This window comes from Nocardia sp. NPDC058518 (assembly GCF_042719655.1).
Lineage (GTDB): Bacteria > Actinomycetota > Actinomycetes > Mycobacteriales > Mycobacteriaceae > Nocardia.
In genome coordinates this window covers 16387-28489 of the sequence record NZ_JBHXNJ010000009.1, presented here as the reverse complement: position 1 = coordinate 28489, position 12103 = coordinate 16387, and the positions used below count along the sequence as shown (strand labels likewise).

Sequence of the window (12103 nt, the reverse complement as noted above, 5' to 3'; positions counted from 1 at the left end):
TTTCTCAGAACGGCAGTTCGACCTCGGCCACGCATTTCACGAGCGTGCCGAAGTTCTGGTCGGTGAGCTTCAGTTCCACCTCGACCAGCGGGGCACCCCAGGTCGAATGGGCTTGTTTGCCGATGATCTCGGCATCGAAATAGGTGACGTCGCCCTCGAAGGCGGGCAGCCGGAAATCGGCCTTGGTGTGGCGCACCATGCCGTCGTTGCCCGCCCAGTAGGCCAGATAGTCGGTGCACCAGGCGCCCATCGTCGCGCCGTAACCGTAGGCGCGCGCCATGCCGACCTCGCCGGCCTTGTCGGCATCGATATGACCGCGGGAGGGGCCGACATAGAGCCCGTCACGCAACCGCGGATCGATCTTGGCGCCCTCTTCGTCGAATCCGAAACCCTCGGTCCAGCCCGGATCCTGATACACCCACGGATCCGCGATCCCCTCGGGCGCGACCCAGCCGAATGTGCCCCAGATGTTGAAGAGGAAGGCGCGATATTCGGTGGTGAAACTCGCGATGGAATGCGGGCCGATCACCCGGCGCGGCAATTTGTCGCCGACTTTCACCTCGTCGAAATGCGGGGAGACGCCGAGGCGATTGGAATGCAGCCACTCGGTGCGCAGTGTGTCGACTTCGGCCAGTTCGGCGGCCGTCCAGCGCTTGATCTCACCGACCTGGTTGTCGTACATACCGCGCTTGGTCGCCTCCTCGGCGAGGTAGCGAATAGCGGTCGAACGCTCGCGCGCGACGAGCGCGCCATGCTGATTGCGATGGGTGGTGTCCCCGCGCGAGAACATGGTCGGCCCCGCGAATTTCGTCTCCGCGACCTTGAAGTCGTGGAAACGGCGCTCCTGGAACAGGGTGTCGCCGGGACGCACCGGCGTTCCGTAGAACCACCACTCCTCGCCACCGAAGATCAGGTGACTGCCGGGGATGCGGCCGACGCACGCCGGTGCCGCGCCGTGCCCGTAATCCAGTGCGACCGCGATGGATTGGGGTGCGATCAACCCGCCGTAGCGGGACTCCCCGGCGAATTCCTGATCCCAGTGCAGCGGATTGGGATAGTCCATCGCCATCACCCAGCGGCGGATGTCGGAGGTGCTGCACGGATCCCACAGCTGCCCGCCGCCGATCGGTTTACCGACTCGGTGGTCGACATCGCTGAGGTCGAGTTCGACTGCGGCGCTGCGCTTCTTCGTTGCCACGGATACTCCTGTTCAGCGGTTGACGTCGACGACGAGACGGCCGCGCACGGTGCCGTCGATGAACCGGCTCGCGGCGGCGATCGCCTCGCTCAGCGGGACCTCGGTGGCGATGGTGTCCAGGGCGGCGGGATCGAGGTCGCGGGCCAGCCGCTCCCACGCCCGGATCCGGCGCGGGGTCGGCGCCATGACGCTGTCGATGCCGTAGAGGGTGACCCCGCGCAGGATGAACGGGGCGACGGTGCCCGGCAGGTCCATGCCCTGGGCCAGACCACAGGCGGCGACGGCGCCACCGTAGCGGACCTGCGCGCTCGCGTTCACCAGCGTGTGGCTGCCCGCGGCGTCGACCACACCGGCCCAGCGTTCCTTCTGCAGCGGCTTGCCACGCTCGGCCAGTTCGGCCCGGTCGATGACCGTGCTCGCACCGAGATCCTTCAGATAGCCTGCCTCGGCGGGCTTTCCGGTGGCCGCGGCCACCGTGTACCCGGCGGCGGCGAGCAGGGCGATCGCGACACTGCCGACGCCGCCGGTCGCACCCGTCACCAGGATCTCACCGTCCGCCGGGAGCAGCCCGTGACCGGCCAGTGCCTCCACGCACAGACTCGCGGTGTACCCGGCGGTGCCGATCGCCATCGCCTGGCGGGCGGTGAAAGCCGCAGGCTGGGCGATCAGCCAGTCGCCGCGGACGCGGGCGCGCTGGGCGAGGCCGCCCCAGTGGGTCTCGCCGACGCCCCAGCCGTTGAGCACGACCTTGTCACCGGCCGACCAGTCCGGATGACTGCTCTCGGCCACGACCCCGGCCAGGTCGATGCCCGGCACCATCGGGAACGAACGGACCACCGGCGACTTTCCGGTAATGGCCAGGGCGTCTTTGTAATTGAGCGTGGAATACGCGATGTCGACGGTGACGTCGCCCTCGGGCAGCGCGTCCTCTGACACGGTGGTCGCGCTGACTTCGGGTGGTGTTCCGCTCTTCTCGATAAGGATGGCCGAGAACATGGGGACTACCCCTCTCTCCTGCGAGAATGCAATTCTCGCGTAGGTATGGATATGTTTTCATCGGGAGTGTTCGGTGTCAATCGCCCGGAACGGGCGGTGTCGTCAGCGGGCGGTCCAGCCGCCGTCGACCACGATCGTCTGCCCCGTGACGTAGCGGGCGGCGTCGCCGGCCAGCCAGGTGATGGCGCCGACCATGTCCTTGGCGGTGCCCTCCTGGGGGAGCGGGGTGTTGCGGCGCAGGTACTCGGCGCCGCGCTCGCTGTCGTAGAGGCTGTCGGTGATCTCGCTGCGGAAGAAGCCGGGCGCCACGGTGTTCACCCGGATCGAATGCCGTGCCCACTGGACCGCGAGTTCGGTGGTGAGCCCGGACAATCCGGCCTTGCTCGCCGCGTAGGAGGCTTGCGGGATGCCGGGGACGCCGACCTGCCCGCTGATCGAGGAGACATTGACCACCGAGCCGCCGCCCGCATCGCGCATGTGCGGAAACAGACTCTGCGCCAGCAGGAACGGCGCCACGAGGTTGAGTCCGAGGGTGCGGTGCACGGCATCGAGCGGTTCGTCCTCGGCGCGTGCCGTCGTGAAGCGGTTGCCTGCCGCGTTCACCAGGATCGTCGGCGCGCCGAGCCGGTCGGCGACCCGCTGCGCCACGGTGGCGATCTGTACCGGGTCGGCCAGATCGCAGACGACGGCGAGTCCGTCGACGCGGTCGGCGAGTTCGGTGAGCCGGTCGGCGCGCCGGGCCACCACCGCGACCCGGGCGCCCAGGCCGGCGAGGGTCTCGGCCACGGCGGCGCCGAGTCCCGAGGACGCGCCGGTGACCACAGCGACACGGCCGGTGAGATCGAACAGTTCGAGTGCCTTGTCGCGCTTGTCGCTCATCGGTTCTCCTGCTGGGCGGTGACGAGTGCGGTGAGCCCGGTGCGCTCCACCTTGCCCATGGCGTTCACCGGTAGTGCGTCCACCCTGGCCCAGATCTCGGGCACCTTGTACCCGGCCAGCTCGCGTCGGCACAGCCTCGCCAGCTCATCGAAATCCACTGTGCCGCTGTTGCTTTCGACGACAGCGGCGACCTTCTGACCGAGCCGCTCGTCCGGTATCGGGCAGACCGCCACCTTGGTGACCCCGGGATGGGTGGCGAGCACCCGTTCGACCTCGAGGGGATACACGTTCGCGCCGCCGCGGATGATGACCATCTTCTTGCGGTCCAGCACCGACAGACGGCCCTCGTCGTCGACGGTGCCGATGTCGCCGGTGGGGAAGGGGCCTGGTTCCGGTGGACGCACGGCGCCGTCGGACCAATAGCCGAGGGTGGGACGCCAGAGTCCGGCCCAGGGGCCGTGCGTGGCGGCGGACAGGCGGAGTTCGCCGAGGGAACCCGGTGGCAGTCGCCGGTTCTCGTCGTCGTAGGCGGCGACATCGAGGTGGGGGAGCACCCGACCGCTGCTGCCCGGAGTCCAGCCGGAGCCCGGTGGATCGATGGCGACGACCGTTGGTGCCTCGGTGAGGCCGTAGGTGGTGCGCGGGACGAGGCCGTGGTGGGCGGCGGCGAAGGCGGTGCGGACCGGATCGGGGGTATCGCTGCCACCACTCCAGACCTCCTGTAGCGAAGCGAGATTCGCGTCGGGCTTGCGGGCCAGGTCGTAGAGCTGGGCGGGGGCGCCGTTCCACACCGTCACCCGATGCGTGGCGATCCACTCGGCGACTCCGTCGACATCCCGGCGGTCCATGATCACCGCGCACCCACCGGCCTGAGCCGTGGTCAGGGTGGACAGCACCATCATGTTCAAGATGGTGAGCGGGAAACTGTCGCCGCGGCGCAGGTCAGGGCCCCAGCCCCGAGTGGCCGAGACCACCGCGCCGGGCAGCAGCAGATTGCGCTGACTGTGGACCACCGCCTTCGGTCGCCCGGAGGTGCCACTGGTGAAGGCGATTCCCGCGGGTGCGTCGATGTCGTGGGTGACGGTCGGTGCGGGGTCGGCTTTCGTGATCAGGTCCGCCCAGTGGTCCGGGTGTACCGCGTGCGGTGAGCTCCCGCCCCAGCGGGGACCGGCCAGCACGACAGCGGGATCGCACAGGTCGTGCAAGTACTGTTGCTCGGCAGGAGAATTTGCTTCTCCGATACCGGTCCAGATCGCTCCGATGCGCTGCGCGCCGTGGAACGCGGCGATGATGGCGAGGTCGTTGGGCAGGCAGGCGCCGACCCGGTCGCCGGGCCGGACACCGAGCGACCACAGCGCTCCCGCTGCGCGAGCGGCCTGTTCGTCGAGGTCGGCGTAACTCCACGTCCCCGAGGCGGCGATGATCGCGGGCGCGTCGGGACGCGCCCGCAGCGGATCGTCGAGCACGGTCGCGATGGGGCGCGGGGCACGGATGTTGCCGGTGAAGCTGTCCACGACTTCCTTGATAGCACTATCCTTGCAAAGATTCACCAGATAGCCCGATCGGGTGGTGGTCGAAAGGGGACGCGATGGAACACACAGGTCCGCTCGCAGGGATTCGGGTCGTCGACCTGACCGCGATGGTGATGGGCCCGTACTGCACGCAGATCATGGCTGACATGGGCGCCGAGGTGATCAAGATCGAACCGCCGCGCGGTGACGACACCCGCTACATCTCGGTGGGTCCGGAGCCGGGTATGAGCGGGGTCTTCGTCAATGTCAACCGGGGTAAGCGCAGCGTGGTCCTCGACCTGCGGACCGAGGACGGCGCGGCGGCCCTGCGTGAACTGGTCGCCGGGGCCGATGTTTTCGTGCACTCCATGCGGGCGGCGGCGATCGAGCGGCTCGGTTTCGGGTATCGGGACGTGGCCGCGCTGAACCCGGCCATCGTCTACACGAACTGCTACGGCTACGGCCGCGGCGGGCCGGACTCCGGGCTGCCCGCCTACGACGACACGGTCCAGGCCGCGTGCGGGCTCCCCGCCGTGCAGGAAATGCTCACCGGCACACCGGGGTACGTGGGCACCATCATCGCCGACAAGGTCGCGGGCCTGACCGCGGTGTACGCCACGACGATGGCGTTGTTCCATCGGCAGCGGACCGGGGAGGGCCAAGAGGTCGAGGTCGCCATGTTCGAGACGATGGCGGCGTTCATGCTGGTCGAACACGCCAATGGCGCCATGTTCTCGCCGCCGCTCGGCCCCGCGGCCTACCCGCGGGCGGTGACCCCGGACCGCAGGCCATACCGGACCGCCGACGGCTATCTGGCGGCTTTGGTCTACAACGACAAGCAGTGGACCGCGTTCGTGGAGGCCGTCCAACCGGCTTGGGCCGGGCCGGAATTCGCCACCCTGGCCCAGCGGGCGGCCCGGATCGATGTGGTCTACGCCCGCCTCGCCGAGACCTTCGCCGAACGTACCACCGAGGAGTGGCTGACGATCCTGCGCTCGCTGGAGATCCCGGCGGCACCGGTGCGCTCCCTCGACGACCTCTTCGACAACGAACACCTCGCCGCCGTCGGCTTCTTCCAGACCGTCGACACCCCCGACGGCCCCGTCCGCTTCCCCGGCCCACCAGCCCGCTTCTCCCGCACTCCGGGCCGGATCGCCGGCCCCGCACCACGACTCGGCGCCGACACCGACGCGGTCCTCGACCAGCTCCGCGCGGCCGTCCCCGGGCAAGCGTCGCCGATGACACCCGGTGAAACCCCGATGCGCTCCGGCTCTTCCGCCCAGGGCGGGTGGGACCGGTGACCGCCGTGCTGTCGAGCGCCGACCTCGACCTGCGGATGATCTTGCGCCCCGGCGACCGGATCGTTGCCGGGCAGGCGTGTGGTGAGCCGACCACCCTGATCGAGGCGCTGATCGCACAGGGTGGCGATATCGCTGACCTGTCGCTGTTCATCGCCACCAGCTTCTCCGGCCTGCTCACCCCGGCCGCCGCGGCGGCGTTCGAGCCGGTCAGTATGGGCGCGATCGGGGCGTTGCGGGGGCTCACCGCGGAGCATCTGCTGAGTGTGGTGCCGTGCCATGTCAGCCGGGTCGGTCCGATGATCGAGGCGGGTGAGTTGCGTTGTGATGTCGCGTTCGTGCAGGTCGCGCCTGCCGACGCGGACGGTATGCACAGTCTCGGCCTCATCAGTGACCATGTGCTGTCGGCGATCCGGGCGGCGCGGGTGGTGGTGGCGGAGGTGAACGACCGGGTGCCGCGCACCGTGGGCGAGCGGATCCACGCCGGCGACATCGATTACGCGATCCGGGTCTCCCGGGAGCCGGTGCAGGTCACCGCTGCCGCCATCGGGCCGGTGGACGAGGCGATCGCCCGGAACGTCGCCGAGTTCGTCGAGGACGGCACGGTGCTGCAGGTCGGGATCGGCGCGGTACCGGACGCGGTGCTGCGACTGTTGCGCGACCGCACCGATCTCGGTGTGCACTCCGGCATGATCGGCGATGCTCTGGTCGATCTGGTGCAGGCGGGGGTGGTGACCAACGCGCGCAAGGAGATCGATCGCGGGGTCTCGGTGACCGGCGCGCTGATCGGCACCGAGCGGCTCTACGGGTTCGCCGACCACAATCCGCTGATCCGCATGTGCACCACCGCCTACACCCACGACCCGGCGGTGCTCGGCCTGCTCAGTCGCCTGGTCACGGTGAACTCGGCCGTTGAGGTCGATCTCACCGGGCAGGTCAATGCCGAGCAGAGCGGTACGGCGTATTTCGGCGGCACCGGCGGGCAGGTGGACTTCGTGCGTGCGGGTCTGCGGTCGCCCGGCGGACGGTCGGTGATCGCGTTGCAGTCCACGGCCCGGCGCGGGACGGTGAGCCGGATCTGCGCGGCATTGTCGGGTCCGGTTACCACCGCGCGTAGCGATGTCGACGTGATCGTCACCGAATACGGAGCCGCCGCACTGGCCGGGCGGACCATGGCCGAACGCGCCCGCGCGCTGATCACGGTGGCGCACCCCGACTTTCGCGACGAGCTGGAGCGCACGGCCTACGAGATCCAGCGGAGAGGATTCTGATGTCCGAGGACGCAGTGCTGTTCGAAGCGAGACCGGACGGGATCGCGGTGATCACCCTGAACCGTCCCGAGACCCGCAACTGCCTGGCCCGCGATGTACGGGCGGGACTGTTCGCGGCGTGGGAACGTTTCGGGGCGGACCCCACGCTGCGGGTCGCGGTGCTCACGGGTGCGGGCCGGACCTTCTGCGCCGGTGGGGACCTCAAGGAGATGGTGGCGACCGGGATGACGGTCCCGCCCCGCGACATGTTCCCGGTCCCCTACGACACCGTGGAACTGAGCAAACCGACGATCGCCGCGGTCAACGGCGCCGCCTTCGCCGGCGGCTGGATGATCGCCCAGGCCTGCGATCTGTGCGTCGCCTCGACCGAGGCTAGCTTCGCCGTCACCGAGGTGAAGGTGGGCCGCAGCTCGCCATGGGCCGCACCGCTGATCCACATGATCCCGCAGCGGATCATGATGGAGATCCTGCTGACCGGCAAGCCGATCGACGCCCGCCGCGCCTACGAGATCGGCCTGGTGAACCGCCTCACCGAACCGGCCGACCTGCTCCCCGTCGCACTCGAACTGGCCCGCGAGATCGCCGAGGCGGCACCACTGTCGGTGCGCGCGGCCCGCGACACGGTCATGCTCGCCACCGAGATGGGCCGCGCCGCCGCGCTCCATGCGGCCCGGCACGCCTCGGTGCCCTGCTACCAGAGCGCTGACGCGCAGGAAGGGCCACTTGCCTTCGCGGAGAAGCGAACTCCACGCTGGACCGGCCACTGACCGCGCGGTGGTCGGCGGCCCGGCTCTCGGCGCCGACCGCCACAGTGTGACCCGGTGAGGCGCCGCCGGGCCACACTGTTCGCGGAGCCGAGGGTGAGCGGCTCCCGCTTACCGCGCGGTTCCGCTCACCCGGACCTCATCGACCGTGGGGCACCTGATCGAAGGGCACATCACGGTCGGCGCTGTCCTCGCGTGGCATGCCGAGGACCCGTTCGCTGATGACATTGCGCGCCATCTCGGTGCTGCCGCCCGCCAGGCTCCACGCGGCGCGGAACAGGTAGTCCAAGCCGACGGTTTCGGTGTCGGCCTCGGCGCCCGCGGTGTAGGTCGCGCCGTCGGAGCCGGCGATGCGCAGGGCGGTATCGGTTTGCAGCCAGGCGTTCTCGGCGGAGAACAGGCGAGGGATCGCGCCGGAGGTGGGTGGCAGGGTGCCGGTGGTGATGGCACGGGTGACATGGGCGATGAGCTGGTCACGGACCACGTTCATGGCACGTGCCTCACCGATGTCCTCGCGCACGCGCGTGTCCGCCGACTGGCCGGTCGCCTTCGCCAGGCGCAGTAGCTGGTCGGCCTCGCCGCCGAGGTGCGGGCGGGCGCCGCTGGTGTAGGGCGAGGTGCCGCCGAGGGCCGCCCGTTCGTGGAAGAGCAAGCGCGAGGCCGCTTCCCAGCCGCCGTCGACCTGCCCGACCACCGCGTCCGCGGGCAGCACCACATCGTCGAAGAACTCCTGGCAGAACTCGGTGGAACCGGTGACCTGCTTGATCCGCTGCACCGTGACGCCTGCGGCGTGTACCGGCACCAGGAACAGGGTCAGCCCTTGATGTTTGGGCACCGACCAGTCGGTGCGGGCCAGACATAGGCCGTAGTCGGCGGCGTAGGCGCCCGAGCTCCAGATCTTGGAGCCGTTGAGGATCCACCGGTCGCCGTCGCGGTCGGCGCGGGAGGTGAGCCCGGCCAGATCCGAGCCACCACGCGGCTCGGACAGGAACTGCACCATGATCTCCTCGCCACGCAGCACCGCGGGCAGATGGTCCAGTTTCTGCTCTTCGGTGCCGAGATCGAGCAGGCTGGCCGCGCAGATCGCCAGCGTCGGCACGTTCAGCAGCAGCGGCAACTCGTAGGGGAGCGACTCCTCGGTGAAGGCCTCCTGATGTTCGGGACTCAGGCCGAGACCGCCGTATTCGGGGGGGAAGCAGATACCGGCGAAACCGCCGTCGTGGAGCCGGCGCTGCAACCGGCGGGCGTGCTGCCATGCCTCCTCGGTGTCGGCGGGTGCGATCGTGGACGGTGCCGGGGACATGTTCGCTCGCAGCCAGTCCCGTGCCCGGAGCCGGAATTCCTCGACGGTCTCGATGTCGGTGGTCATACGACGATGCCTTCCTGAGAGGACGGTGCGGTCATGCCGCGGAGTCGAGCAGATCGGTGATGTGGCGGCGGTGTTCCTCTGGCGTGCCGTACAGCGCGCGACCGAGGGTGATCCGGCGCAGGAACAGGTGCAGATCGTGCTCCCAGGTGACACCGATCCCGCCGTGCAACTGCACGCAGTCCTGGGCGATCACCGGAGCTTTCGCGCCCACATACGATTTCGCGATGCTGATGTACTCGTCGGTCTCCGGCGCCTCGGCGTCCCAGGCGGCGGCCGCGGCGAGCGCGGTGGCGCGGCAGGCCTCCAGCCAGGTCTTGTTGTCGGCCATGCGGTGCTTGAGCGACTGGTACGAGGCCAGCGGCCGCCCGAAGGTGTAGCGCTCGAACAGCCAGGTCAGTGTGCGGGTGAGGGCGTGCTCGGCCGCACCGGCGGACTCCGCGGCGGTGACGAGCGCGGCGGCGCCTGCCTGCGCGCGCACCGCGGCCACTGCCGCGGCGCCGGTGTGGGTCACCGCGTCGGCACCGACGACGACATCGTCGAACACGACCTTGCCGGTGCGCCGGGTGAGATCGATGGTCCAGGTGGGGCGAACGGTCACGCCCGGCGCTTCGGCGGGCACGAGCAGCTGGATCGGGCCGTCGGGACCGGTCGCGGTGACCAGGAACAGGTCGGCCTGATCGGCCGCCTCCACCCGGTCCTTGACCCCGGTCAGCCGGTAGCCCGAACCGGCGGGCACCGCCCTGGTGCCACCGAACTCGCCGGTGAGCACGCCGAAACCGGCACCGGGCTCGTACACCGCCCAGGTCACGACGAGTGTGCCCGCCACGATCGCGGCGACCGTCTCGGCGAGGTGGTCGGCGGTGGCCCGCAGGCCAGCCAGCGCCGCGGTGACGGTGACGAACGGGCCGGGCGCGGCGGCCCTGCCGAGTTCCTCGGCGACCAGGGCCAGCTCGGTCATCGGGTGACCGGATACCGAACCGCCGCCGAGGCTTTCGGGTGCCAGCATCGCCGTCCATCCGAGTTCGGCGCCGCGTCGCCACCAGTCCCGATCGAAGCCGGTTCCGGCGTCGGCGAGCGCGCGCACGGTCTCGATCGGGACGGTGCCCGCGAGGAATTCACGGGTGGTCATCTGAAAAAACCGCTGGTCCGCGGTGGGATCGTGGGGCATGGGGTCGGTCCTCCGGTTGACGCGCAGCGAGCAATGTGGAAATCTCATACTCACATGTGAGAGGCTTATTCTCAATCACGGAAGTCGACTGGCACCAACATCCGATGGGTGGCGTCGACCGGAATCTCGAAGGGACCCGTCGCGTGGTGAACAACTTCCAGGATCTGGACTTCTTTCTCGGACAGGAGCTGGTCGCAGATCCCTACCCGTACTTCGATTCGCTGCGCGAGCAATGCCCGGTGACCCGCGAGCGTCATCACGACGTGATGATGGTGACCGGCTACGACGAGGCGCTCGAGGTCTACAACGACGTGGACCGGTTCTCCTCGTGCATCGCCGTCACCGGTCCGTTCCCCGGATTCCCGGTTCCGCTGGACGAGAACAGCGATGTCGACGCGGTGATCGCCGAGCATCGCGACAGCCTGCCGATGAGTGATCAGCTGCCGACGCTGGATCCGCCGACCCACACCGATCACCGCGCGCTGCTCATGCGGCTGATCACGCCGAAGCGGCTGAAGGAGAACGAGGAGGCGATGTGGTCGATCGCCGACCGCATGCTCGATCACTACCTGGTCACCGGCGGCGACTGCATGCGCGAATTCGCCGGTCCCTTCACGTTGTACGTGATCGCCGACCTGCTCGGCGTGCCGAGGGAGGACCAGGACGAGTTCCTGCACACCCTGCAGCGCGACCCGCACCGCGAGGGTGCCAGCGTGGGCTCCACGCAGGGTGAAGGCATGTCGCACAACCCGATCGAGTTCCTGTACAGCAGGTTCTCCGCCTATATCGAGGATCGCCGCCGCAACCCGCGCAACGACGTGCTCACCAGCCTGGCCACCGCGACGTTCCCGGACGGATCGCAGCCGGAGGTACTCGACGTGGTGCGGGTGGCCGCCAATGTCTTCTCGGCCGGTCAGGAGACCACCGTCCGGCTGCTGAGCTCGGCACTGAAACTGATCGCCGAACGGCCCGACATCCAGGAGTACCTGCGCGCGGACAAGAGCCACATCCAGAACTTCATCGAGGAGTCGCTGCGGATGGAGAGCCCGGTGAAAGGCGATTTCCGGCTCGCCAAGAAGACCTCCACGGTGGGCGGGACCGAGGTCCCGGTGGGGACCGTGCTGATGGTCGTCAACGGTGCCGCCAATCGCGACCCGCGCCGCTTCGACGATCCGACCAGTTTCGATCCGGCGCGCTCGAATGCCCGCCAGCACATCGCATTCGGACGTGGCGCGCACACCTGCCCCGGTGCGCCGCTGGCGCGCGCGGAGGCCAGGATCGCCATCGAGCGCTTGCTCGCCCGCACCACCGACCTACGGATCGACGAGACGGTGCACGGGCCCGCGCAGGAGCGGCGGTACAACTACCTGCCGACCTTCATCCTGCGTGGGCTCACCTCGCTGCACCTGGAATTCGACACCGAGGAGGCCTGATGAAGGTGACTGTCGACGCGGACCGCTGCCGTGGCCACGGTGCGTGTCTGGGGTTGTGCCCTGAGGTCTTCACGCTGAACGTGGACGGCTATGCCGAGACGGCCGCTGGTGCGGTGCCGGACCATCTGGTCGGCGCGGTGGAGGAAGCGGTGTCGGCCTGCCCGGAGCAGGCCATCGTCGTGGAGTGAGGTGGAGGGGTTTCGTTGCGGTGCAGCG

11 protein-coding genes are annotated in these 12103 nt (G+C 69.2%); 5 read left to right on the top strand and 6 right to left on the bottom strand.

The genetic code is table 11. From position 1 onward, the window contains the following. Window positions 1-4: 4 nt before the first annotated feature. The 4 genes from ACFWPX_RS17510 to ACFWPX_RS17495 form a co-directional block, all read right to left on the bottom strand. The gene (locus ACFWPX_RS17510; RefSeq protein WP_378928256.1) at window positions 5-1198 is read right to left on the bottom strand and encodes a MaoC family dehydratase N-terminal domain-containing protein; all 1194 of its coding nucleotides are present in this window, start codon (window positions 1196-1198) and stop codon (window positions 5-7) included. Window positions 1199-1210: 12 nt separating this feature from the next. Then, window positions 1211-2194 carry an MDR family oxidoreductase gene (locus tag ACFWPX_RS17505; RefSeq protein WP_378928255.1) on the bottom strand — a complete coding sequence of 328 codons (984 nt, stop codon included), beginning with the start codon at window positions 2192-2194 and terminating at the stop codon, window positions 1211-1213. A gap of 102 nt (window positions 2195-2296) precedes the next feature. Then, complete coding sequence (locus ACFWPX_RS17500) at window positions 2297-3073, bottom strand: SDR family NAD(P)-dependent oxidoreductase (protein ID WP_378928254.1); 777 nt, start codon at window positions 3071-3073, stop codon at window positions 2297-2299. Further along, entirely contained in the window at window positions 3070-4587 is a 1518-nt protein-coding gene (locus ACFWPX_RS17495; RefSeq protein WP_378928253.1) for a class I adenylate-forming enzyme family protein, read from the bottom strand. The genes ACFWPX_RS17500 and ACFWPX_RS17495 overlap by 4 nt, the downstream gene beginning before the upstream one ends. A gap of 74 nt (window positions 4588-4661) precedes the next feature. Here ACFWPX_RS17495 and ACFWPX_RS17490 point away from each other — a divergent pair, with 74 nt between their 5' ends. From ACFWPX_RS17490 to ACFWPX_RS17480, 3 genes are read left to right on the top strand one after another with little or no spacing between them, the layout of a single operon-like run. Then, window positions 4662-5885 (top strand): CaiB/BaiF CoA transferase family protein, encoded by a 1224-nt coding sequence (locus tag ACFWPX_RS17490; protein ID WP_378928251.1) that lies wholly within the window; start codon window positions 4662-4664, stop codon window positions 5883-5885. Next, the gene (locus ACFWPX_RS17485) at window positions 5882-7153 is read left to right on the top strand and encodes an acetyl-CoA hydrolase/transferase family protein (protein ID WP_378928250.1); all 1272 of its coding nucleotides are present in this window, start codon (window positions 5882-5884) and stop codon (window positions 7151-7153) included. The genes ACFWPX_RS17490 and ACFWPX_RS17485 overlap by 4 nt, the downstream gene beginning before the upstream one ends. After that, window positions 7153-7920 (top strand): enoyl-CoA hydratase/isomerase family protein, encoded by a 768-nt coding sequence (locus tag ACFWPX_RS17480; protein ID WP_378928249.1) that lies wholly within the window; start codon window positions 7153-7155, stop codon window positions 7918-7920. Before ACFWPX_RS17485 ends, ACFWPX_RS17480 begins: the two co-directional genes overlap by 1 nt. 136 nt (window positions 7921-8056) lie before the next feature. Here the strand turns inward: ACFWPX_RS17480 and ACFWPX_RS17475 are convergent, their stop codons facing one another. Both ACFWPX_RS17475 and ACFWPX_RS17470 read right to left on the bottom strand, forming a co-directional pair. Further along, window positions 8057-9286, bottom strand: a complete 1230-nt coding sequence (locus ACFWPX_RS17475) for an acyl-CoA dehydrogenase family protein (RefSeq protein WP_378928248.1) — start codon at window positions 9284-9286, stop codon at window positions 8057-8059. 31 nt (window positions 9287-9317) lie between these two features. Then, entirely contained in the window at window positions 9318-10454 is a 1137-nt protein-coding gene (locus tag ACFWPX_RS17470) for an acyl-CoA dehydrogenase family protein (RefSeq protein ID WP_378928247.1), read from the bottom strand. Window positions 10455-10597: 143 nt separating this feature from the next. On the opposite strand from ACFWPX_RS17470, the gene ACFWPX_RS17465 reads away from it, so the two are divergent. Next, window positions 10598-11887 (top strand): cytochrome P450, encoded by a 1290-nt coding sequence (locus tag ACFWPX_RS17465; RefSeq protein WP_378928464.1) that lies wholly within the window; start codon window positions 10598-10600, stop codon window positions 11885-11887. Beyond that, entirely contained in the window at window positions 11887-12075 is a 189-nt protein-coding gene (locus ACFWPX_RS17460; protein ID WP_378928246.1) for a ferredoxin, read from the top strand. The genes ACFWPX_RS17465 and ACFWPX_RS17460 overlap by 1 nt, the downstream gene beginning before the upstream one ends. The last annotated feature ends 28 nt before the right edge of the window (window positions 12076-12103 follow it).

Bases quoted from the DNA above. Each gene is read 5' to 3' on its own strand.
- ACFWPX_RS17505 (WP_378928255.1), bottom strand. From the start codon at position 2,194: ATGTTCTCGGCCATCCTTATCGAGAAGAGCGGAACACCACCCGAAGTC.
- ACFWPX_RS17500 (WP_378928254.1), bottom strand. From the start codon at position 3,073: ATGAGCGACAAGCGCGACAAGGCACTCGAACTGTTCGATCTCACCGGC.
- ACFWPX_RS17490 (WP_378928251.1), top strand. From the start codon at position 4,662: ATGGAACACACAGGTCCGCTCGCAGGGATTCGGGTCGTCGACCTGACC.
- ACFWPX_RS17480 (WP_378928249.1), top strand. From the start codon at position 7,153: ATGTCCGAGGACGCAGTGCTGTTCGAAGCGAGACCGGACGGGATCGCG.
- ACFWPX_RS17475 (WP_378928248.1), bottom strand. From the start codon at position 9,286: ATGACCACCGACATCGAGACCGTCGAGGAATTCCGGCTCCGGGCACGG.
- ACFWPX_RS17470 (WP_378928247.1), bottom strand. From the start codon at position 10,454: ATGCCCCACGATCCCACCGCGGACCAGCGGTTTTTTCAGATGACCACC.
- ACFWPX_RS17460 (WP_378928246.1), top strand. From the start codon at position 11,887: ATGAAGGTGACTGTCGACGCGGACCGCTGCCGTGGCCACGGTGCGTGT.